Below are 20,713 nucleotides of genomic sequence, written 5' to 3'. Positions count from 1 at the left end.
GGGTTCCTAGGCCCACAGGCTCTCCCAGCGCGCGTCGACGCTCCATGCCTCCGCCCCCGACGCGAACTCGGTGAAGATCGCCGTCACTTGATCCCGGTCGTTCAGCACGCACCGGTAGTGCCGCTCCATCGAACCGTCCCGGTGCTCGACCGCGAACTCGCCCACGGCCACACCCGCGTCGGGGCCTTGGCCGACCTGGACGAAGCGGCCGTTGGGCTTCTCGAGGATCAGGAACCAGTTCTCCGGGGACAGCCGGCGTACGGCGCGCTCGATCACGTCGAGGTCGGGGTCCTCGATCTTCAGCCCGACGCACGGCTGAAGGCTCAACGCATCAGCGCCGTCCGGGCCCTCCACGCCGCCATCCGTTCCGCGCAACGCCGGCGGAAGGTGGAGCACCTCCGCCTGCGGGTCGAAACAGACCAGCCCATGGCGGCCGGCGAGGTCCAGTACCGCGGTCGCGGTCGCATCGGCCCGACCCCACGAGATCGGCATGATCACGTGCGCGTCGGACACATCGAGACCCGCCGTCCACGGGGACGCCTCGGCCTGCGAGAAGTCCGCCGCCGACTCCGGGAGTTCGGGGAAATCGACGACCAGCGCCCGATGGAACGCGGTCACCGCGTCGTTCGCGACCACTCCCGCCGCCGAAGGGCCGCCGTCGCACAGCGACTTGTACGTCTCGGCCGCCGCCGACGCCGAGACCCGCCCGGGTTCGAACCACACCGCCAGATCGAAACTCATGCCGTCCCCTCCACCGAAACCCGCTACCGGAGCCTGCCACCGGAGCCTGTCACCGGTGCCTGCCCTCGAAGGAGACCGAGCGTAGGCGGAGCCTCTGACAACGCACGGATCGGCAATCGGCCGGCGGGACGCGAAGGTGCGCCCCCTGTGGAGAGGGCGCACCCACTGCCTGCGTCTCAATGCCCTTACTGCGCGCCGTTCGCGGCGAACGTCCACACCGCGTGGCTGCCGGGGCCGACCGTGAGGGTCGAGTTGCCGATCTGCTCCACGTGCCGGTCCTTCACGGGCCGGTTGAGGGACATCTCGACCCGCTGGTAACCCGCTTGGGCACGCGGGACGACGTTGAGCCGGATCGTGGTGCCGCCGCCCTCCGCGACGACGCCACCGCCCGCCACGCTCCGGACGGAGAACCCGCCGGCCCGCAGCAGCGGCACGGTGTCGGCGAGGTCGCCCGCGGTGATCGCGATGCGTACGGACGTCACGTCACGCATCAGATGGGTGCTGTAGTCGTCCGGAAGGACGCGCTCGCGGCCGACGTCACCGGGGAAGCTCGCCGGCTCGGTCTTGCTGCGAGGATCGGCGAAGTACTCCGACCGGTACTCCATCCCCCAGGCCCCGAAGGCGTCGTACTGCGTGTCGGTGAAGACGGCGTCGAACCACGGCACGGGCACGCCGTCACCGAAGTCCCGGGTCTGGAGGAAGTCGATGGGCTCGGCGACCCCTTCGTCCTTCAGCCGCTCGGTGACCGTCGCCAGGTCCCCCGCCCGCTCGGTCGACAGACCCAGCCCGGCGGACCCGAGGGTGCCGTCCTGGCCGGGGACGTCACCGACTCCGAACAGCTCCACGTAGGTCTCACGGCCCAGCAGATAGCGCCCGGTCCAGGTCTGTCCGCCGCTGCCGGTCGTGGTGCGCACCTGGAAGTTGGCGAACTCCCGCAGGTAGTCGGAGTGTTCGATGGCGTCGGCCGTCTCCCGGTCGAAAACCCCGTAGGAGTGGTTGTAGAGCAGCAACTGCCGCCCGTACGAGTCGCCCGAGGCCCGGCTCCCCTCGGCCTGCGCCGTCCCCACCCCACCCCCGATCGCTCCGGCGAGAGCCACAGCGAGCACGATGATCATCCGCAATGTCCGACGAATCAGCATGCGGGGGAGCGTAGAGCGGGGAGGGCGGGGCCGCCGTACCTTGTGAGCGAGGCTGAAATGCTTGACACCGGCCCAGGCGTCATCGACGTATATCCGATGACATTGAGTGTCATCACTAGGATGAGCGACATGGGTCGATGGATGCCGGACGCAGCGGGCCGCTTGTCGCGGGCCGCGCTCGAGCTGTACGAAGAGCGCGGCTTCGAGGACACCACGGTCGCCGAGATCGCCGAGCGGGCGGGTCTGACCAAGCGGACGTTCTTCCGCCACTTCCCCGACAAACGCGAGGTGCTGTTCCCGCTCTCGGCCCGGATCCATCAGACGATCGTCGACGCCATGGCCGCCGCGCCGGCCGACCTCTCGCCGCTCGCCGTCGTCCTGGAGGGGTACGGCGCCGCCGTGAACATGGTGAATACGGCGCACGCGCACGCCAGGCGGCGCCGAGCCGTCATCGTCGCCAACCCGGAGCTTCAGGAACGGCAGCTGACCAAGTTCGCCCAGACCAGTTCGGCCGTGACCGAGGCCTTGTGCGAGCGCGGTGTCGCGCCGCGGGCCGCCTTCCTGACCGCCCTGGCGGGTGCCGCCGCGTGGAGAGCCGCGCGCGAATGCTGGCTCGAGGGTCCGGAGACACAGGACCTGCACGCCCTGCTGCGGGAATGCGCGGAGGAGCTCAGGGCCGAGGTCGCGGCCCCGCTCAAGCCGTAGGCCACGGCCGCAGGTAAGCCATAGGCCACGGCTCCAGGTAAGCCATAGGCCACTGCCGCAGGTAAGTCATAGGTCACTGCCGCAGGTAAGAGGCACACCCACCGCCACCGCCCTGCCTCCCCCGTCGCTCTCGTCACCCATGACACCTGGTGTCATCACTGTTACGATGACACCAGGTGTCATCACCTGCCACGTGTCGACCGAGAGGGTGCATCGCGCATGTCGGAAACGTTCGACGAGGCCACCACGCTCAAACGACGAACCTTCGTCGCGGCGTCGACAGCGGTGGCCGGCCTCCCCCTGCTGAGCTCGGACCGCCTGCCCGCATCGGCGTCCGCGGCCGCACCCACGCCGGCCGACCAGCTCTCCACCGTCCGTCTGACGGTCAACGGCGAGCAGCGCACCGCGCAGGTCGACAACCGCACCTCACTCCTCGACCTGCTCCGCGAGCACCTGGACCTCCCCGGCACGAAGAAGGGCTGCGACCAGGGCGCCTGCGGAGCCTGCACGGTGCTCGTGGACGACCGGCGGGTGAACTCCTGCCTCGTCCTCGCCGTGATGGCCCAGGACACGCACGTCACCACGATCGAGGGGCTGGCCCGAGAACGGGGCGGTCAACTGCACCCACTCCAACAGGCGTTCATCGACCACGACGGCCTCCAGTGCGGCTACTGCACGCCGGGGCAGGTCCTGTCGGGCGTCGCCTGCATCGCCGAGGGCCACACCGGCTCCCGGACGGAGATCCGCGAGTGGATGAGCGGCAACCTCTGCCGGTGCGGGGCGTACACGAACATCGTCTCCGCCATCGAGCAGACCGCCAAGGAGGCGTGACCGCATGCACCCCTTCGCCTTCAGCCGCGTCTCCACCGTCTCCGCCGCGCTCAACGCCGGTGCCGGCAACGGCCGTTACATCGCCGGCGGGACCACACTGGTCGACCTCATGCGGGAGACCGTCGAGCGCCCCGCGCACGTGGTCGACATCAACGCGCTGCCGTACAAGGACATCACCGTCACCCGGCAAGGGGTGCACGCCGGTTCCCTGGTCCGGATGAGCGAGCTCGCCGCGCATCCGGAGGTGCGCGCCACGTACCCGCTCCTCTCGCAGGCCCTCGAACTCGGCGCCTCGGCCCAGCTGCGCAACATGGCCTCCATCGGGGGCAACATCATGCAGCGGCCCCGCTGTCCGTACTTCCGGGACGTCCACTCCGCGTGCAACCGCCGTGACCCGGGCTCGGGTTGCGACGCCCGGGACGGTGACAACCGTATGCAGGCGATCCTGGGGACGAGCTCCCACTGCGTGGCAACTCACCCCTCCGACCTGGCAGTTGCCCTCGTGGCGCTGGACGCCGTGGTCGAGGTGCGAGGCCTCGACGGCCCACGCTCCATCCCGATCCAGGACTTCTTCCTCCGCCCCGGGGACACACCGCAGAAGGAACACGCGCTCAGGTCCGGCGAACTCATCACCTCCCTCACCGTCCCCGCGGGAGCGCACACGCGCCGCTCGGGCTATCTGAAGGTCCGCGACCGGCAGTCGTACGAGTTCGCCCTCGCGTCCGCGGCGGTGGCGCTGGACATCAGGGGCGGCCTGGTGCGCGGCGCCAGGGTGGCCGTCGGCGGGGTGGCGACCGTGCCGTGGCGGCTGCCCAGGGTGGAGGAGGCGCTCGTCGGCAAGCGGCCGGGGCGCCGGACGTGGACGGCCGCCGCGGCCCTCGCGGCCGAGGGCGCCGAACCGCTCTCCGAGAACGCCTTCAAGGTGCAACTGGTCGAACGGACCGTGCGCCGCCAGCTCATGACGATCGGGGGACAGTGATGGCGACGACCGTCGTCGGGCAGCGGCTCTCCCGCGTCGACGCCCACCGCAAGGTGACCGGCACGGCCACCTATTCGGCCGAGCACCGCCTCGAAGGCCTGTTGTACGGCGTGATCGTCAACGGCACGGTGGCGCGCGGCACGGTGAGCCGGATCTCGGTGGACGCGGCGCTCGGCCACCCGGGCGTCCTGCACGTCCTGACCGACTTCGGCAGCCTGCGCCTCGCCCACCCCGTCGACCGGATCGCCTTCTACGGCCAGCCCATCGCGGTCGTCGTCGCGGAGACCCTGGAGGCGGCGACCCACGGCGCCTCGCTGGTCGAGGCGACCTACGAACGGCAGGACGCGGTAACGGACTTCGACGCCCCGGACCTCCCCTCGCAGACACCCGCCGACGAGCCCGACTACAGCCGCGGCGACCCGACGGGCGCGCTGGCCTCCGCGCAGGTGAAGGTGGACCTGGAACTCACCACCGCCCGCGAGAACCACAACCCCATCGAACTGCCCTCGACCATCGCCCAGTGGCAGGACGGCCGGCTGACGCTCTGGGACAAGTCCCAGTGGGCCCAGGGCGCCGCGCGCACGGTGTCCGGCGCCCTCGGCATCGCGGTCGGCGACGTACGCGTGCACAACGAGTTCCTGGGCGGCGGATTCGGCAGCGGAATCCAGACCTACGACCATGTCATCCTGGCCGCGTTCGCCGCGCGCGAGGTCGGCAAGCCCGTCAAGGTCGTCCTGACCAGGCGCCAGTTCTACTACGGCACCGGGTTCCGTCCCGCCGGCCGGCACCGGATGGCCCTCGGCAGCAGTGTGGCCGGACGGGTCAGCGCGCTCGTCTACGAGGTCCGGATCGAGAACGCGCGGTACGCGACCTACACGGACGGCCTGACCGACCTGCCGCGGTTCCTCTACGGCGTCCCCAACACCCGTACCGCCTACCGGGTCACGCCCGTCGACGTCCAGTCCCCGTGCTCCATGCGAGGCCCGGGCGTGGTGCTCGGCAACTACGCCCTGGAGACGGCGATGGACCAACTGGCGCACGAACTGGCCGTGGATCCGGTCGAGTTGCGGCTGCGCAATGAACCGACCCAGGACGAGGTCAACCAACTCCCCTTCTCCACACGGAAACTGCGCGAGTGCTACGCCATCGGCGCACGCCGCTTCGGCTGGTCCCGGCGGAACGCCAAGCCCGGCTCGCACACGGACGGCGACCTCCTCATCGGCATGGGGATGGCCACCGCCAGCTACCACAACAACCGACGCGACTCCAGCGCCCGGGCCCGGATCCACGCCGACGGCACCGCCGAAGTCTTCGCGGCCACCGCGGACATGGGCCCCGGCACCACCACCTCGGTGATGCAGGTCGCCGCCGACGCCCTGGGGCTGCCGGCTTCGGCGGTCACCTTCAGACTGGGCGACTCCAGCTACCCCACCGCGCCCCTGCACGCGGCGGCCTGCACCATGGCGAGCGTGGGCTCGGCCGCGCACACCACGTGCGACGCGCTGAGGGCGGAGTTCATCGGCAGGGCGGTGGCGGACCCCGACTCCCCTCTCCACGGCGCGAATCCGGCGGACGTGCGCGTGAGCGACGGCTACCTGTCGGCGACCGGTGGAGGCCGGGACAGCTACCGGGACATCCTGCGCCGCGCCGGTCTGCCCAGCCTCGACATCACGGGCAACTGGGGCCCGGGCGACGCCGATTCGAAGATCTCCACGTACGGCTACGGGGCCGTCTTCGCCGAGGTCTCCGTCGACCCCCTGCTGGGCCTGGTCCGGATCCGGCGGATCTTCGCGGCGTACGACGTAGGACGGGTGATCAGCCCCAAGCTCGCCCACAGCCAGGCCGTCGGCGGCATGGTCGGCGGCATCGGAATGGCCCTCCTGGAGGGCACCGTCACCGACCACCGAGACGGCCGCATCATCAACGCGAGCCTCGCCGACTACCTCGTGCCGGTGAACGCGGACGTCCCCGACCTCGACGCCGCCTTCATCAACACCGAGGACCCACAGGCCGACCCGATCGGCGTGAAGGGCCTCGGCGAGATCACCATCGTCGGGGTGGCCCCCGCGATCGGCAACGCGGTGTTCAACGCGACGGGCAAACGCCTGACGGACCTGCCTATCCGCCCTGAGGCGCTGCTTTGACCGTCGGTGACTTCGGCCTGCGTGTCACGGCGCGCAGAAAGCACCGGGCGCGCAACCGTTCGGGACCGGCAGGAGTCTAGCGAGCGCAGGGACGTCCCCCGGGGGACACCGTCCGTTCGCCCGTAATCCAACAGGGGTTCTCTCCATGCCGATGCCTCCGTACAACCGCCGCGCCTCCCGTGCCGTTGTCGCCGCCCTCGGCGCTGTCGGCCTGGTCGCGCTCGCCGCGGCTCCCGCCGCCTTCGCCGACGAACCCGCACCCGAGCTGGTCGTCGGAGGCATCGCGCCGGTCGACGGGGCGAAACCGGGAAGCACCTTCGACGTACCGGTCACCGTGGCGAACAAGGGCACCGTGGCGGCCGAGAAGGCGTGGATCTACTACGGCGTCACGCGGGGACTCGACTTCACGGAGATTCCCTCCAACTGCCTTTCACAGCACGTCCGTCCCTACGACGAGATGCCCGAGAGATGGACCGTGGTGTGCGAGTTCGACCAGGCGGTCGAGCCGGGCGCCGTCTACACGCCCGAGACGCCTCTCCGTGCCGAGGTGCTGGACCGCGCGCTCTACGACGAACTGCGCGTGCGCGCGGGGGAAGGCGATCCGGTTGCGGACGACAACGGCAGTACGCCGGTGGCGGGAACCGCCCCGGCGGTGAGACTCGTCGCGAGCCAGGCCGGCAGCGAGGGCTCCGCACGCGTGGTCGACGTCCCCGTCACCTCCGTCAACACGGCCGACTTCCAGGTGACGGGTGCCGAGTTGACGGGGAGCGTCGGTGAAACGGTGCCGATGAAGGTGGAGTTCACCAACGCCGGACCCGCCTGGGTCATGGCCCCGTACTGGGATCGGTCCGTAAGCGTCTTGATCACACCGCCCGCTGGAACATCGGTCGTCAAGACCGCCGCGTTCTGCCGGCTCGAGCGTCACGTGTACCACTGCGGCATGAGGCAGCCGGCACTCAACGAGGGCGGCGGAGAGACCTACACCTTCCAGCTGAAGATCGACAAGCGGGTGGCGCACGCCAAGGGCTCGGTGGCGCTGAGCACCGAGGCACGGCCGTTCGACCCCGACAAGGCCAACGACAAGGCCGACATCACGCTGGACGTCACGGGTGACGGACAGACGGGCTCGACGGGCGGCGGCTCGGGGAACTCGGGCGGGTCGAGCGGGTCGAGCAGCTCGGGCGGATCGACCGGATCGGGCGGCGGGTCGTCGTCGACCGGCGGTGACGGGACGACGACAACGACTGGCGGCGCCGGGACGACGTCGACCGGCGGCAGCCTGGCGGAGAGCGGGTCCTCGACACTGCCGATCACGGGCATGGCCGCCGCGGCGGTGATCACGGGTGCGGGCGTGCTCGTCGCCGTGCGTCGCCGCCGGGCGGAGAGCCTGAGCTGACGACGGTCGGGACGCGAGCGCCGGCCCCGTCGCGGCTTGACAACCCACGTGAAGCCGCGATCACAGCCCCTCTACGCCTGGATCTGATCGGGGTCCGAGAGCAGAACATCCCTATGCTGCAAGGCCAGTTGGAGCAAGCCGGCGGCGGGGGGCGACATACGGTCGGAGGGAAGGTCGTTGACGCTGGCGTCGTCGAGCGGCAGGCCGGTAACGGTCCCGTTCGAACGTGGTCCACCGACCACAATGCCTTCTTCGTTCCGCTCCACCGCCTCGGCGAAGACCGTGTCGAACGTGGCCGCTTCGAATACCGCCACGGTCAGGACACATACCGCGAGATTCAGCGGCTCCAACGCCATGCCCAAGCACCACACCCGCAACGAGCCGTCCGCCAAGGCGGCGTTGAGCAGGCTGTACGGAGGCCGGCCGTAGTCCACTTCGGAGCCCAAGTCCCCTTTGGCCTCTGGCGCTCCGAGCAACTCCTCGTTGTATTCGCGCATGACGATGCGCCACAGATCCAGGTCCTGCCGGTACGCGAGAGGCGAGAGCGACGCCGGCTGAACCATGCCGGCGGGGATCGGCCCGTAGATGCCCTCTCCCGTGGCGACCTGCCCGGCTTCCCGGTAGAGGAGGAAGAACGTGCCCTGCCCATCGGGCGTACGGCGCAGAGTCAGAGTGGCGACGGAAGGGAGTACGACACGTTCCTCGAGCGACAGCGGATCGTCGGCCAGGAGTCTGCGCATGGGTACGGCTCGCCAGGGCGGTCTCTCCTCGGGCACCCGTCGCGTGGCCACGGCCAGTTCGTGAGCCACAGCCTCGTTCTGGTCGATGAGGTCGAAGTACTGGCCGATGCCGAAAACCAGACGGGGCTCTCCCGGCTGAGACCAGTCGGCCCGCACAAGGCGAAAGGACGGTCGATCCTCGAAGAGGGTAGGGCGCGCCAAGGCCCCCATGGCGGCGGAATAGCGTTCGTATCTCCCCTTGGATTCCCTCGGCAGACAACGCCGCGCCGCGTGCAGCAACGGCAGGTTGACGGGTGGCGCCATGCCCTGCCATTCCACCGTCACCGCCGACAGCGGAACAGGGGCCGGCGGGCGCATGGCAGCCTCCCACAGCAAGGAGGTACCACCGATCCGCTCCAGGGAAGGGCGGGCCAGAACGTGCATGTCAGCGGCCGTCTCGCACAGGTGCACAAACCGCTGACGGAGGTCTGTCCGTTCCTTGACGAAAGACGCCCGGGACTCTTCGACGACACCCTGGTCCAGTGCCCGCCACGCGTAGTACAGCCCGCCGATGGCTATCAGCGCACCCAACAGGCCGAGCGACAGTTCCGCGTCCACGTACACCCCCCGGCCAACGGCATGTCCGGGCGGAAAACTACCCTCGTGGCCGGCCTGACACTCCAAGAACCGCCTGGCCCGGACGGTCAGTGCCGGATGTCGCTGCTGTTGCCGTGTCCGGGGTGGCGGGTCCACAGAGAAACATCACTGCTCGTCGCGACGGCGATGGTCCGGCCGGAGAGCGAGAAGCCGAAGGCTCGCAGCTCCGAGTAGGTGGAGTGGAAAATGTGCCACCACTGCTCCCCGTACGGACCGGAGTGGGGGAGTCCGCCGTCGGCCGAGAGCAGCACACGATGGTGGGGCCAGTCCGGCGCGACGGACTCCAGCGTCCAGCCGTCGTCGGTCGTGGTGTGCAACCCACCGCCGAACAGCCCCGCGATGCGCACGCGGCTGCCGGCGATCGGCCCCAGCCCGGGGCAGGTCAGGTCGGCGACGGCGTCGGGGGTGCCGTCCTCGGGGGCAGGGTCCCGGTCTCTGGCGATCTTCTCCCCGGTGACGGCGTCGAAGAGACCATGACCGTCGTTGGAGACGACCATCACCAGGTCACGGCCGCTCTCGGGGTGGGACGCGAAGCCGATCCCGAGGAGCCCGCCGACAGGGACGCCGTACGTGGACTCGAAGACGGGCCGCCAGGGTGCGTGCGCAGGCACCACAGGCGCGGCGAGAAGCCGATCCCGCAGGGCCTGTTGATACGCGGAGAGCACCGGCTCACGAACGAGTCGCTCTTCCGGATCCACCCCCTTGAGCCGCTTCGTCACCCCTCCCTCACCCTTCCATCACCCCTCTGTGCTCTCGCGTCGGTGACTACCCTGCGCGGCCGGGGAGTTGAGAAGATCACGGCATGGCGGCTTCGGACGAAAATCCCCCCGACGGCTGGTCCTTTCTCGGAATCGGCGCCCCACTCCTGGTCGTCCAGGACGAGCGCCGCGACCTACTGGCCGTGGCAGGCGGGGACAAGGCCGGCCCGACCACTCCGGTCGCGGTCTACAGAACCCGCTCCTTCGACCGCAGGGCGTCCTTCGCCTCACGCTTCCCGGTCCACGCGATGGCCTTCCATCCCAGCCGTCCGCTGCTCGCGACAGGCACCGGAAGGTACGACGGCGGCTACTTCTTCGAGGGCGAGCTACTGCTTCTGCACCTCAAAACGGGCGTGGTCGTCTCTCTCATCGAGCACGAACCCGGTCGGCAGGTGCTGGGTCTGGAATGGCTGGATGAACAGTCCCTTCGCGTCCTCATGGCGCCACCGGACGACTGGCGGGACGAAGCGGCCCACGGAGACGGGTACGTCGCCGTGGTGCACCGGAGGGACTGGACCGCCGTACCCGCGCGGTCGCTCACCGGCCGGGACCTGGCCGGCCAAAGGACCCCCGCCCCACGCCCCGACCCCCGAGAGGCAGCGCACCGAGCGGCCGCCGAACTACGCTCCATCTGGCAGGCCCAACGAGCCGTCCCTCCGGCGGATCTCTGAGCAGGCATCTGCGTACGTACCAACGGGACGGCCCGAAGAAGCAACCAACCCGTCATCCCCGCAGGTGGGCAAGAAGCTCCTCTCCTACGAGATAGGGGCGCTCCCGGGGCAACAGCCGGGCGGCGGAGTCCTGGTCACCGTCGCTGACGAGGGCGTGGATCTCATGAACGAGCGGCGTCACGTCGCGGATGCCGACCGTCCACTCATCGGCGTAGCGCCGAACCGCCTCACCGGAGAGGCCGAGTTGCAGGGAGCGGTACGGCAGGGGTTGAAGACGCAGGTCCCGTTCGGGATCCCACTGGACGCGTGCCGGTGCACGCTTCAACTCACGCTGCCAGGTGGCTTGGTCGGGATGAACCCCGCGCACGTAACTCGACAGGCAGGCGTGGCGCAACGCCCACTCGAAGCCGTCGCGGGCGATCTCGACGGCCAGCACGGTCTCCTGGCCTGCCTTCGTGCCCCAGCCACAGCGGTACATCATCCACATGAATGACGGCTTGATCCATGTCATCCGCTCCCGCTTCCACGCGGCAGGGAAACGGCCGTCGCGGACGGCAGGCAGGCCGATCTCGGGGGAGTACGCCTGGTAGACGGTGATCGTGGATTCCGAGTAGGCCGCGCGGATCCGGTGTTGCGGTTCTTCCATGGCGTACAGCGTGAGGTCGGTCGGGTTGGGTGGCCACTGATTTTCGACTGATGTCCGCGCCTGTTGGGCGGCAGGACTGTCATGCCTCGAAGCGGTTCGAGTAGTCGCGACAGATCCTGCGCAGTCCGTCTCGCTCGCCGTCACGGGCGCGGAGGAATTCGCCGAGAAGTCGGAAGAGCGCCTCGACAACGGCACTGTTCTGCTTCTCGTCCAGGTCCCTTCAGTCAGGTGCGATCCTGTAGCGCGCCATGATGCCTAGGAGCAGTTCGATTCGGATTCGGAAACGGCTGGTCGCGGGGCCTTCGACGTGTACGGACACCTCGGAGCCGCCCACGGATCGGGCTATGCGGAGATCGATGCGGCTGCGCCCGACGAGCGGGTACGTGAACCAGGTCGCGCGTGGTTGGTCGTCGTCGGTGTCGGGGAGCGCGCCGGCGATTGCCTGCCAGTCGCTGTCGTCGAAGTCGTAGCCCACCTCTGCCGCGAGGGATTCGCAGAATGGACGCGTATTGGCGTCCCAGATCCAGCCTGCTGCGACAGTTCTGCTCTGAATCGCTTCCGTTTCGGGTCCCACGGCGTCGAAGTCCTCGTACAAAGCATCCAGCGCGCGGTGCGTCGGCCGGCCGGCGGGTGAGGTCTCGGTGAGGCGCCAGCCAGGCAACTGTTCCCGGACGGTGGCGGGGAGTTCGTCGCCGTCCGGGTCGGCCAGTCGGTACAGGACGTCGAAGGTCGCTTGTCGGGCGACGAGGCGAGCGATGCGCCCGAGGTCCACGACCTGGTCCACGGAGGCCGTCTCCGCGTTCACTTCGTCATGAAGGGCGCCGATCGAAGCCCTGTCCCATGACTGGACGTCTTGCCACAGGGCTCGCAGGAGCCGGTACCGAGCCAGTTGAGGAAGGTTCTCCTCGACCTCTGACACCGCCCAGCCCTGTGGATCCTCGGCACCGAGAGCGGCAAACAGCCCTGCGATCTTCGCGGCGTCGGTCACCGGTCAGCCATCCGCCTTGGCGACACCGATCGGACAGGAGAGTCCGGTCCCTTCGATCCCGCAGTACCCCGCCGGATTCTTGTCCAAGTACTGCTGGTGATACCCCTCCGCCGGATAGAACGCCCGTCCCTCCGCCGGCAGGATCTCCGTCGTGATCGTGCGCCAACCCGAAGCCGTCAGGACCTTCTGGTAGGCCTCGCGGGAGGCGGTGGCCAGGGCTGCCTGGGTCGGGGTGTGGGTGTAGATCGCCGAGCGGTACTGCGTGCCCACGTCGTTGCCCTGGCGGAAGCCCTGCGTGGGGTTGTGGGACTCCCAGAAGGTCTTCAAGAGGCGGTCGTACGAGATCAGTTCGGGGTCGTAGACCACGCGGACCGCCTCCGTGTGACCGGTGAGGCCCGAGCAGACCTCCTCGTACGCGGGGTTCTCGGTGTAGCCGCCCTGGTAGCCGACCAACGTCGTCCACACGCCCACCGGGAGTTGCCAGAACTTGCGCTCGGCGCCCCAGAAGCAGCCCAGGGCGAAGTCCGCGATCTCCAGGTGCCCGGGGTAGGGGCCGAGGAGCGGGGTGCCGAGGACCGTGTGGCGGTCGGGCAGCGAGAACATCGGCTCGGTGCGGCCACGCAGAGCTTGTTCGGGTGTCGGCAACCGGGGTGTACGGCTGTCCGGGAACGGGAACATTCGGTCTCCATCCGGGAGGTCAGAGGGGCCCTACGCCTCAACGCGCTTGCGGGCTACCGGAATTCCGGTAGCCCAGCCGCCCGGTGGCCGCGCTCAGTGCGGCAACGTCGCCGGGCTCCCCCCGTTCGCCTCGTAACCCGCCACCGCCAGCGCCCGGTACACCGCGAACTCCGCCGCCGGGTCCGCCGACAGGGTCCACGGCAGTGCGCCCACGTGGCCGTCGATGTGGATGAGCTGGTTCATCGCCTCCGACCAGCGTTCCGCGCGGACCAGGAAGAAGACCAGCATGTGGCGTACGTGCGCCAGCATCGGGTCGTCGGGGCGGGCGGCGTGGACCGCGAAGAGCGCTCCGTGTATCGCCTTGGTCACCACTTCGCTCTGGTAGAAGCTGCTGACCATGTTCACCTCGGGCAGGTGCTCGAAGACCGCGAACAGGGGCATCGCCGCGAGGAGGGAGCCTTGGGGCGCCCGAGCGGCGGCCGCCTCCGCGAAGGAGTTCGCCAGGGTCCGCGAGCCGTGCCACTTCTCGCACCAGTAGTGCAGGGCCGCCAGGTGGGCCCCCATGTGCGCCGGCGCCCGGTCCAGGATCTTCAGCCAGAGCTGCTCGAACTCCGACTGGGAGTAGGCGAGGCCGCGGGCCACCGACAGTTCGACGATGTACGGGATCGGGTCGCCCGGCGCGAGCAGCGCCGCGTCGCCGCAGGCCGACCTCGCCTCCTCCATGATGATCCGGAACTCGTCCGTGCCCGGCGTCGACGTACGCCACGCCTGCTGCACCAGGAACTCGGCATGCACCGCCGCGCCGCCCGCGTCCTTGGGGTGCTCGGCCCGCCACACCCGCAGCCACTGCCCGCCCGGCGTCTCACTGACCCCGCCCGGCCGCTGCCGCAGCTCCAGCGAGGCCGCGCCCGCGAACGCCTGCACCCGCTGCCAGCGCAGCTCGCCCGCGGCCTCCGTGCCGGCCAGCAGCTGCTGGGCCGCGCGGTAGTCGTGCGTGCGCTGCACCAGGTCCAGGACGTTCAGCAGGTCCTGGTCGGGGCCGGGCATGCGGACGTCCAGCTCCTCCTCCCGCGCGAAGCCGTAGTTCGCGGGGTCGGCCGCGTCCGGGTGGCCGGCCGGGACCTGCTCGATCATGCCCCGCCTGCGCCGCAGGAAGGGCAGCAGCACGAAGCCGAGCAGGACCGCCGCCATCAGGACCCAGAGAATCTCCATGCCACAAGCGTTCCAGACACCGCCGACAAATGGCGAACCGGTCGCCGGACCTGTGGACAACTCCCCGCCGGTTGCCTCCGGCGGCCACGCTCGCCCCCACGCCGTGAACCCACCCCCGCCACGAAACCCCCCTCGCGAACCCACCCCCACCGAGGGAAAACCCCGCAGTACCCCACCTCACGCCCCGCCGTCCGTCATCCGTTCCGCGAGCGCACTACGCTCGGGACCCATGAGCGACAGGCACATCAGTCAGCACTTCGAGACTCTCGCGATTCACGCGGGCAACACCGCCGACCCCCTCACCGGTGCGGTCGTCCCGCCGATCTACCAGGTCTCGACCTACAAGCAGGACGGCGTCGGGGGCCTGCGCGGTGGCTATGAGTACAGCCGCAGCGCCAACCCCACCCGGACCGCCCTGGAAGAGAACCTCGCGGCCCTTGAGGGCGGCCGCCGCGGTCTCGCGTTCGCGTCCGGACTGGCGGCCGAGGACTGCCTGTTGCGTACGCTGCTCAGCCCCGGCGACCACGTGGTCATCCCCAATGACGCGTACGGCGGCACGTTCCGGCTGTTCGCGAAGGTCGTCGCGCGGTGGGGTGTGGAGTGGTCGGTCGCCGACACCAGCGATCCCTCCGCCGTACGGGCCGCTGTCACCCCGAAGACCAAGGCCGTGTGGGTGGAGACCCCCTCCAACCCGCTGCTCGGCATCACCGACATCGCCGCCGTCGCGCAGATCGCGCGGGACGCGGGCGCGAAGCTCGTCGTCGACAACACCTTCGCCACGCCCTACCTCCAGCAGCCGCTGGCCCTCGGCGCGGACGTCGTCGTGCACTCCCTGACCAAGTACATGGGCGGTCACTCGGACGTCGTCGGCGGCGCGCTGGTCACCGCCGACGAGACGCTCGGCGAGGAGTTGGCGTACCACCAGAACGCGATGGGCGCGGTCGCCGGGCCCTTCGACTCCTGGCTGGTGCTGCGCGGCGCCAAGACGCTGTCGGTGCGCATGGACCGGCACAGCGAGAACGCCACCAAGGTCGCCGACATGCTCGGCCGGCACGCGCGCGTGACGAACGTGCTGTACCCGGGCTTGCCCGAGCACCCCGGCCACGAGGTCGCCGTCAAGCAGATGCGGGCGTTCGGCGGCATGGTGTCGTTCCAGGTCGCGGGCGGCGAGGAGGCGGCCGTCGAGGTCTGCAACCGCGCCAAGGTGTTCACGCTGGGCGAGTCCCTGGGCGGCGTCGAGTCCCTGATCGAGCACCCCGGCCGCATGACGCACGCGTCCGTGGCCGGTTCGGCCCTCGAGGTCCCCGCCGATCTCGTACGCCTCTCCGTGGGCATCGAGAACATCGACGACCTGCTGGGGGATCTGCAGCAGGCGCTCGGATAGCAGGTCGGGCCGGCGGGCGGCCCGGTCGATCGGCCGCCCGTTCACCAGCCCTGTTCACCACCCCGTCAGCGGTGGAGTCGTCTCCGAAGGCGGCTCCACCCAGGGGCGGGCCACCATCGCCCATACGAAGAACGCGACCGCCGCCGAGCACAGCAACAGCCAGAACAGCCGTCGGGCGACGGTCCTGCGGCGCAGCATCCGCGCGCCGCGGCGCATCACCTCCGGGTACAGCTCCGGCGGCACCGGGGGCGGCGTCTCCTCCATGGCCTGCCGTGCGGCGGCCTCGCGTTGGGCCCGGTTCATGGGAGTCTCCCGTCGCCCATGTCCCTCATGACGACACCTCCCCTGCCGACATCTCTCACGCCGACGCCCCTCACGACGACACCACCTTCGCCGGCCCGACCGCCGGCGCCGGCCCCCGCGGCGGATGCAGCAACGTCGCCGTCGCCCGGTCGCAGATCGTGCGGACGCGTTCCGTCGGCAGGCCGAGCAGCGCAGCCGTCTGAGCCTCGGCGACCCCCTCGTACAGCCTGAGGACGAGGATCAGGCGTTCCTGCGGTGCGAGCGTGGCGAGGGCACTGGCGGGGTGCGGGCGGGCGCGGCCGAAGGCGCCGTACTGGTGCCAGGCCGCGCGGGCGAAGCGGGTGGCGAGGTACTGGCGGGTGTGGTCGTACGGGTCCTCGCCGCGCAGGCGGTGCCAGCGCGCGTACGTGTGCGCGAGGGCGAGCGTCAGCAGGCGCCGCGCGCGCGGGTTGTCGTCGGGGGCCTCCGCCGTGAGCAGCGTGGCGGCATGCAGGAGCCGCCCTGCCGCGCCCGCGACGAATGCCTCGAACTCCCGGGCCCGGCGGGCACCTTGGGACGCCTGCCGTTGTCGCACCGCGCCTCCCGCCCTGACGCGACCCTGAGGACAGGGGCCCGGTCGCCTACGGGATGCCGACCCGCCTGCGACGGGACCCGGTCTCATATGAGGCCAGCGGTGGCCCATCGGTCAAGGGCTCGGCGGACACCCGCGGGATCCGGAGGAAACCGTGGGGCACGCGCGCGGGGAGGTCATGCCTCCGAGGGACCGTCCGCGCCCGGGAGGCCCTGCGTCGCCATACGGGTGGAGAGCGCGGTGTTGAAGCGCGTGAGGAGCGTGCAGAACGCCTCGCGCTCCTCCGGCGCCCAGTCGTGTGTCAGCTCGGCCATCAACTGACGTCTGGAGGACCGTACTTCGTCCAGCCGCGCCAGTCCGCGAGGGGACAGCTGGAGCACCACGGCACGCCCGTCCTCGGGGTGCGAGGTCCGCTTGACCAGCCCGGTGTCGACGAGCGGAGCCACCTGCCGGGTGACCGTCGACGAGTCGATGCCCATGCTCGCGGCGAGTGCCTTGACGCCCATGGGCCCCTCCTTGTCGAGGCGGTTGAGCAGCAGATACGCGGCGCGGTCCATGGAGTTGCGCACCTGTCCGACCCCTCCGAGCCGGGTCTGTTCGGCACGGCGGGCGAAGACCGCCACCTCGTGCTGCAACGTGTCGAGGAGACCGATGTCACCGACGGTCGTCATGTCCATCGACATTTCAGGTGTTGTGGGCATGGCCGGAGGCTCGCTTCATGAAAGGGGCGCTGGATTGGGGGACAGAGTACGCGGCCGGGACGCGGGTCGTACCGGCGCTGCGCAAACCAGTCTCGGAGGTTGGTCACAGAGACGGCGTGAGGCTGTGAACTGCGATGCTTGAGTCATGAGCTACAGCACGGCTGACTCCTTTCGGCCCGTGACCCTCGACGATGTGCGCGGTGCACAGAAGATGCTCACGGGCGTGGCGCGGGTGACGGCGATGGAGGGAAGCAGGCACCTGTCCCAGTTGGTGGGCGCCCCGGTGCACCTCAAGTGCGAGAACCTCCAGCGGACCGGATCCTTCAAGCTGCGCGGCGCCTACGTCCGGATCGCCGGTTTGCTGCCCGAGGAGCGGGCCGCCGGAGTGGTCGCGGCGAGCGCCGGCAACCACGCGCAGGGCGTCGCCCTCGCGTCCGCACTGCTCGGCGTGCGCGCGACGGTGTTCATGCCGAAGGGCGCTCCGCTGCCCAAGATCAGTGCCACGCGTGAGTACGGCGCCGAGGTGCGCCTGCACGGGCACGTGGTCGACGAGACGCTGGCCGCGGCCGAGGCGTACGCGGCCGAGACGGGCGCGGTGTTCATCCACCCCTTCGACCACCCCGACGTCATCGCGGGGCAGGGCACGGTCGGCCTGGAGATCCTGGACCAGTGCCCGGAGGTGCGGACGATCGTCGTCGGGATCGGCGGCGGCGGTCTGGTGGCCGGGCTCGCGGTGGCGGTGAAGGCCCTGCGGCCCGATGTGCGGATCGTGGGCGTGCAGGCGGCGGGCGCGGCGGCGTACCCGCCCTCGCTCACGGCCGGCTGCCCGGTGTCGATCGATCAGCCCGCGACCATGGCCGACGGCATCAAGGTCGGCCGGCCAGGCGAGGTGCCGTTCGGTCTCGTCCGCGACCTGGTGGACGAGGTCCGCACCGTCACCGAGGACGAGCTGGCCACGGCCCTGCTGCTGTGCCTGGAACGGGCCAAGCTGGTCGTGGAACCGGCCGGGGCGAGCCCGGTCGCGGCGCTGCTGAGCGATCCGCGCGGCTTCGAGGGCCCGGTGGTGGCGCTGCTGTCCGGCGGCAACATCGATCCGCTGCTGATGCAGCGGGTGCTGCGGCACGGCATGGTCGCGCAGGGCCGCTACCTGGCCGTACGCCTGCGTCTGACGGACCGTCCCGGCGCCCTCGCCTCGCTTCTCGGGGCGTTGTCAGTGGTGGACGCTAACGTCCTCGATGTGAGTCACGTACGGACCGATCCCCGGCTCGGGCTCACGGAGGCGGAGGTCGAGCTGCACCTGGAGACGAAGGGTCCTGAGCACTGCGTCGAGGTCGGCCGCACCCTGCGCGAGGCGGGCTACACGGTCATCGACTGAGGCCGCCTCAAGCGGAACGCTCGGTTCGGTATCTCTTCGTCACTCGATCGGGAAAATGCCGTTGTGAGACGCGATACATCGCGTTATGGTGTGTCCCGTGTCGGCCATCAGGCGGAACGAAAAACCCAAAACTAGGCTTCTCGAAGAATCCCCGACGACGTGGAGACTGATATGCCAGGCGCCATCTATGCCGAAGGCCTGGTCAAGACCTTCGGAGACGTAAAGGCACTGGACGGCGTCGACCTCGATGTCCCCGAGGGCACGGTCCTCGGCCTGCTCGGGCCCAACGGCGCGGGCAAGACGACGACGGTCCGCTGCCTGACCACCCTGCTGCGCCCCGACAGCGGCAAGGCCGTCGTCGCCGGGCTCGACGTGCTCAAGCAACCCAACGAGGTACGGCGCTCCATCGGCCTGTCCGGCCAGTTCGCCGCGGTCGACGAGTACCTGACCGGCCGTGAGAACCTCCAGATGGTCGGTCAGCTCTACCAGATGAAGAGCAAGGCCGCGAAGGCCCGGGCCGACCAGCTGCTCGAACAGTTCGGCCTCACGGACGCGGCGGACCGCACCGCGAAGACCTACTCCGGCGGAATGCGCCGCCGGCTCGACCTCGCGGCGGCCCTGGTCCTCTCGCCGCCCGTGATGTTCATGGACGAGCCGACCACCGGCCTCGACCCGCGCAACCGGCAGATGCTGTGGGAGGTCATCAAGCAGCTCGTCTCCGGCGGTACGACCCTGCTGCTGACCACCCAGTACCTGGAAGAGGCCGACCACCTCGCGCACGACATCGCGGTCGTCGACCACGGCCGCGTGATCGCCCGCGGCACCTCCGACCAGCTCAAGGCCCGCACCGGCGGCGAGCGCGTCGAGGTCGTCGTGCACGAGCGCGACCACATCCCCACCGCGCGCGAGGTCCTGACCGGCTTCGGCAAGGGCGACGTCACCGTCGAGGACCACACCCGCAAGCTCACCGTGCCCGTCACCGGCGGCGCGAAGCTGCTCGCCGAGGTCATCCGCGAGCTGGACGTGCGGGGCATCGAGATCGACGACATCGGACTGCGCCGGCCCACCCTCGACGACGTCTTCCTCTCCCTGACGGGCCACGCGGCCGAGGTCGAGGACGAGGAGAACGGCGCGACGGCGGACGCCAAGGGCCGCAAGCAGGCCGACCCCAAGGACCCCAGCCGGCAGAGCAGCCCGCAGAAGGAGACCGACCAGTGAGCGCCGTCACCGAAGCCGCCCCGATCGCGGCTCCCAGCAACCCGCTCGGCCAGTCGGTCCGCGACTCGCTGGTCATGGCCAAGCGGAACCTGATCCGCATGTCCAGAATTCCCGAAATGGTAATTTTCGGGCTGATTCAGCCCATCATGTTCGTGGTGCTGTTCACCTACGTCTTCGGCGGTTCCATGCAGATCGGCGGCAGCACCAGCGCCACCGACTACAAGAACTTCCTGATGGCGGGCATCTTCGCGCAGACCGTCACCTTCGCCACCGCCAGCTCCGGCGCGGGCATCGCCGACGACATGCACAAGGGGCTCATCGACCGCTTCCGCTCGCTGCCCATGGCGCGCGGCGCGGTGCTCACCGGGCGCACGCTCGCCGACCTGGTGCAGACGGCGCTGACCCTGCTCGTCCTCGCCGTCGTCGCGCTCCTGGTCGGCTGGCGGGTGGGCTCGGACGGCGGCACGAACGCCGGCAAGGTGCTCGGCGCCTTCGGTCTGCTGCTCCTGCTCGGATACGCGTTCACCTGGATCGGCGCCCTGATCGGCCTGTCCGTGCGCACCCCCGAGGCCGCCACCTCCGGCGGACTGATCTGGCTCTTCCCGGTGACGTTCATCTCGAACGCGTTCGTGGACACCAGCAACATGACCCCGTGGTTGCGCCATGTCGCCGAGTGGAACCCTTTCAGCGCCACCGTCCAGGCCAGCCGGGTGCTGTTCGCGAACCCGGGCCAGTCCCCGTCGGACGCCTGGCCCATGGTGCACCCGGTCTGGGCCTCGCTGATCTACTCGGCCGTGATCATCGTGATCTTCCGGACCCTCGCGGTACGCAAGTACCGTTCGGCGACCGCATGACAGTGCCCCCGGCGTCGCGGGGACGCCGGGGGCTCGTCCGCTG

General features: G+C 70.0%; 21 protein-coding genes. 10 read left to right on the top strand and 11 right to left on the bottom strand.

Going from position 1 to position 20,713, the window contains the following annotated elements; genetic code table 11:
- Positions 1 to 6: 6 nt before the first annotated feature.
- On the bottom strand, positions 7 to 741 hold the full coding sequence (locus ACIP6U_RS06130) for a hypothetical protein (RefSeq protein WP_401713619.1): 735 nt from the start codon (positions 739 to 741) through the stop codon (positions 7 to 9).
- A 185-nt stretch (positions 742 to 926) separates the two neighbouring features.
- The gene (locus ACIP6U_RS06125; RefSeq protein WP_401714405.1) at positions 927 to 1,856 is read right to left on the bottom strand and encodes a DUF5829 family protein; all 930 of its coding nucleotides are present in this window, start codon (positions 1,854 to 1,856) and stop codon (positions 927 to 929) included.
- A gap of 153 nt (positions 1,857 to 2,009) precedes the next feature.
- Here ACIP6U_RS06125 and ACIP6U_RS06120 point away from each other — a divergent pair, with 153 nt between their 5' ends.
- From ACIP6U_RS06120 to ACIP6U_RS06100, 5 genes are all read left to right on the top strand, one after another.
- A complete protein-coding gene (locus ACIP6U_RS06120; protein ID WP_401713617.1) occupies positions 2,010 to 2,585 on the top strand; it encodes a TetR/AcrR family transcriptional regulator in 576 nt (191 codons plus the stop codon).
- A gap of 219 nt (positions 2,586 to 2,804) precedes the next feature.
- A complete protein-coding gene (locus tag ACIP6U_RS06115) occupies positions 2,805 to 3,416 on the top strand; it encodes a (2Fe-2S)-binding protein (RefSeq protein ID WP_401713615.1) in 612 nt (203 codons plus the stop codon).
- A 4-nt stretch (positions 3,417 to 3,420) separates the two neighbouring features.
- Complete coding sequence (locus ACIP6U_RS06110; RefSeq protein ID WP_401713613.1) at positions 3,421 to 4,395, top strand: FAD binding domain-containing protein; 975 nt, start codon at positions 3,421 to 3,423, stop codon at positions 4,393 to 4,395.
- A complete protein-coding gene (locus ACIP6U_RS06105; RefSeq protein WP_401713612.1) occupies positions 4,395 to 6,539 on the top strand; it encodes a xanthine dehydrogenase family protein molybdopterin-binding subunit in 2,145 nt (714 codons plus the stop codon). The genes ACIP6U_RS06110 and ACIP6U_RS06105 overlap by 1 nt, the downstream gene beginning before the upstream one ends.
- Positions 6,540 to 6,684: 145 nt before the next feature.
- Positions 6,685 to 7,935, top strand: coding sequence for a hypothetical protein (locus ACIP6U_RS06100; protein ID WP_401713611.1), 1,251 nt, complete (start codon positions 6,685 to 6,687; stop codon positions 7,933 to 7,935).
- 71 nt (positions 7,936 to 8,006) lie between these two features.
- Here ACIP6U_RS06100 and ACIP6U_RS06095 read toward each other — a convergent pair whose 3' ends face one another.
- Together ACIP6U_RS06095 and ACIP6U_RS06090 are read right to left on the bottom strand one after the other, a co-directional pair.
- Positions 8,007 to 9,272, bottom strand: a complete 1,266-nt coding sequence (locus tag ACIP6U_RS06095; RefSeq protein ID WP_401713610.1) for a transcriptional regulator — start codon at positions 9,270 to 9,272, stop codon at positions 8,007 to 8,009.
- Positions 9,273 to 9,358: 86 nt separating this feature from the next.
- Positions 9,359 to 9,976, bottom strand: coding sequence for a hypothetical protein (locus tag ACIP6U_RS06090; RefSeq protein WP_401714404.1), 618 nt, complete (start codon positions 9,974 to 9,976; stop codon positions 9,359 to 9,361).
- A 137-nt stretch (positions 9,977 to 10,113) separates the two neighbouring features.
- On the opposite strand from ACIP6U_RS06090, the gene ACIP6U_RS06085 reads away from it, so the two are divergent.
- Positions 10,114 to 10,740 (top strand): hypothetical protein, encoded by a 627-nt coding sequence (locus ACIP6U_RS06085; RefSeq protein WP_401713608.1) that lies wholly within the window; start codon positions 10,114 to 10,116, stop codon positions 10,738 to 10,740.
- A 52-nt stretch (positions 10,741 to 10,792) separates the two neighbouring features.
- On the opposite strand, the gene ACIP6U_RS06080 is transcribed toward ACIP6U_RS06085, so the two are convergent.
- The 4 genes from ACIP6U_RS06080 to ACIP6U_RS06065 form a co-directional block, all read right to left on the bottom strand.
- Positions 10,793 to 11,386, bottom strand: a complete 594-nt coding sequence (locus ACIP6U_RS06080; protein ID WP_401713606.1) for a DUF4291 domain-containing protein — start codon at positions 11,384 to 11,386, stop codon at positions 10,793 to 10,795.
- Between the two features lie 220 nt (positions 11,387 to 11,606).
- Entirely contained in the window at positions 11,607 to 12,374 is a 768-nt protein-coding gene (locus tag ACIP6U_RS06075) for a hypothetical protein (protein ID WP_401713605.1), read from the bottom strand.
- A gap of 3 nt (positions 12,375 to 12,377) precedes the next feature.
- Positions 12,378 to 13,052, bottom strand: a complete 675-nt coding sequence (gene msrA / locus ACIP6U_RS06070) for a peptide-methionine (S)-S-oxide reductase MsrA (RefSeq protein WP_401713603.1) — start codon at positions 13,050 to 13,052, stop codon at positions 12,378 to 12,380.
- Positions 13,053 to 13,145: 93 nt separating this feature from the next.
- Entirely contained in the window at positions 13,146 to 14,264 is a 1,119-nt protein-coding gene (locus ACIP6U_RS06065; RefSeq protein ID WP_401713602.1) for a hypothetical protein, read from the bottom strand.
- 229 nt (positions 14,265 to 14,493) lie between these two features.
- On the opposite strand from ACIP6U_RS06065, the gene ACIP6U_RS06060 reads away from it, so the two are divergent.
- Positions 14,494 to 15,648: a cystathionine gamma-synthase gene (locus ACIP6U_RS06060; RefSeq protein WP_401713600.1), complete on the top strand. Its 1,155-nt coding sequence runs from the start codon at positions 14,494 to 14,496 to the stop codon at positions 15,646 to 15,648.
- A 54-nt stretch (positions 15,649 to 15,702) separates the two neighbouring features.
- On the opposite strand, the gene ACIP6U_RS06055 is transcribed toward ACIP6U_RS06060, so the two are convergent.
- The 3 genes from ACIP6U_RS06055 to ACIP6U_RS06045 form a co-directional block, all read right to left on the bottom strand.
- Positions 15,703 to 15,951 (bottom strand): hypothetical protein, encoded by a 249-nt coding sequence (locus ACIP6U_RS06055; RefSeq protein WP_401713598.1) that lies wholly within the window; start codon positions 15,949 to 15,951, stop codon positions 15,703 to 15,705.
- A gap of 70 nt (positions 15,952 to 16,021) precedes the next feature.
- Entirely contained in the window at positions 16,022 to 16,525 is a 504-nt protein-coding gene (locus ACIP6U_RS06050; RefSeq protein ID WP_401713596.1) for a sigma factor-like helix-turn-helix DNA-binding protein, read from the bottom strand.
- Between the two features lie 173 nt (positions 16,526 to 16,698).
- Positions 16,699 to 17,205 carry a MarR family winged helix-turn-helix transcriptional regulator gene (locus ACIP6U_RS06045; protein WP_401714403.1) on the bottom strand — a complete coding sequence of 169 codons (507 nt, stop codon included), beginning with the start codon at positions 17,203 to 17,205 and terminating at the stop codon, positions 16,699 to 16,701.
- Positions 17,206 to 17,368: 163 nt separating this feature from the next.
- Between ACIP6U_RS06045 and ilvA the strand changes: the two genes are divergently transcribed.
- The 3 genes from ilvA (at position 17,369) to ACIP6U_RS06030 (ending at position 20,670) form a co-directional block, all read left to right on the top strand.
- The gene (ilvA, locus tag ACIP6U_RS06040; protein ID WP_401713594.1) at positions 17,369 to 18,598 is read left to right on the top strand and encodes a threonine ammonia-lyase; all 1,230 of its coding nucleotides are present in this window, start codon (positions 17,369 to 17,371) and stop codon (positions 18,596 to 18,598) included.
- 171 nt (positions 18,599 to 18,769) lie between these two features.
- On the top strand, positions 18,770 to 19,816 hold the full coding sequence (locus ACIP6U_RS06035) for an ATP-binding cassette domain-containing protein (protein ID WP_401713592.1): 1,047 nt from the start codon (positions 18,770 to 18,772) through the stop codon (positions 19,814 to 19,816).
- Positions 19,813 to 20,670, top strand: coding sequence for an ABC transporter permease (locus tag ACIP6U_RS06030; protein WP_401713590.1), 858 nt, complete (start codon positions 19,813 to 19,815; stop codon positions 20,668 to 20,670). Before ACIP6U_RS06035 ends, ACIP6U_RS06030 begins: the two co-directional genes overlap by 4 nt.
- The last annotated feature ends 43 nt before the right edge of the window (positions 20,671 to 20,713 follow it).

The organism is Streptomyces sp. NPDC088794 (genome assembly GCF_044750545.1).
In the GTDB taxonomy this organism is placed as follows: domain Bacteria; phylum Actinomycetota; class Actinomycetes; order Streptomycetales; family Streptomycetaceae; genus Streptomyces.
This window is presented reverse-complemented; position numbering and strand designations above follow the sequence as displayed.

What these genes read in the sequence shown, in the direction of transcription:
- ACIP6U_RS06035 (WP_401713592.1), top strand. Translation starts at nt 18,770, where the DNA reads ATGCCAGGCGCCATCTATGCCGAAGGCCTGGTCAAGACCTTCGGAGAC.
- ilvA (WP_401713594.1), top strand. Translation starts at nt 17,369, where the DNA reads ATGAGCTACAGCACGGCTGACTCCTTTCGGCCCGTGACCCTCGACGAT.
- ACIP6U_RS06100 (WP_401713611.1), top strand. Translation starts at nt 6,685, where the DNA reads ATGCCGATGCCTCCGTACAACCGCCGCGCCTCCCGTGCCGTTGTCGCC.
- ACIP6U_RS06115 (WP_401713615.1), top strand. Translation starts at nt 2,805, where the DNA reads ATGTCGGAAACGTTCGACGAGGCCACCACGCTCAAACGACGAACCTTC.
- ACIP6U_RS06060 (WP_401713600.1), top strand. Translation starts at nt 14,494, where the DNA reads ATGAGCGACAGGCACATCAGTCAGCACTTCGAGACTCTCGCGATTCAC.
- ACIP6U_RS06055 (WP_401713598.1), bottom strand. Translation starts at nt 15,951, where the DNA reads ATGAACCGGGCCCAACGCGAGGCCGCCGCACGGCAGGCCATGGAGGAG.
- ACIP6U_RS06045 (WP_401714403.1), bottom strand. Translation starts at nt 17,205, where the DNA reads ATGTCGATGGACATGACGACCGTCGGTGACATCGGTCTCCTCGACACG.
- ACIP6U_RS06105 (WP_401713612.1), top strand. Translation starts at nt 4,395, where the DNA reads ATGGCGACGACCGTCGTCGGGCAGCGGCTCTCCCGCGTCGACGCCCAC.
- ACIP6U_RS06085 (WP_401713608.1), top strand. Translation starts at nt 10,114, where the DNA reads ATGGCGGCTTCGGACGAAAATCCCCCCGACGGCTGGTCCTTTCTCGGA.
- ACIP6U_RS06130 (WP_401713619.1), bottom strand. Translation starts at nt 741, where the DNA reads ATGAGTTTCGATCTGGCGGTGTGGTTCGAACCCGGGCGGGTCTCGGCG.
- ACIP6U_RS06080 (WP_401713606.1), bottom strand. Translation starts at nt 11,386, where the DNA reads ATGGAAGAACCGCAACACCGGATCCGCGCGGCCTACTCGGAATCCACG.
- ACIP6U_RS06120 (WP_401713617.1), top strand. Translation starts at nt 2,010, where the DNA reads ATGGGTCGATGGATGCCGGACGCAGCGGGCCGCTTGTCGCGGGCCGCG.
- ACIP6U_RS06110 (WP_401713613.1), top strand. Translation starts at nt 3,421, where the DNA reads ATGCACCCCTTCGCCTTCAGCCGCGTCTCCACCGTCTCCGCCGCGCTC.
- ACIP6U_RS06065 (WP_401713602.1), bottom strand. Translation starts at nt 14,264, where the DNA reads ATGGAGATTCTCTGGGTCCTGATGGCGGCGGTCCTGCTCGGCTTCGTG.
- ACIP6U_RS06125 (WP_401714405.1), bottom strand. Translation starts at nt 1,856, where the DNA reads ATGATCATCGTGCTCGCTGTGGCTCTCGCCGGAGCGATCGGGGGTGGG.
- msrA (WP_401713603.1), bottom strand. Translation starts at nt 13,052, where the DNA reads ATGTTCCCGTTCCCGGACAGCCGTACACCCCGGTTGCCGACACCCGAA.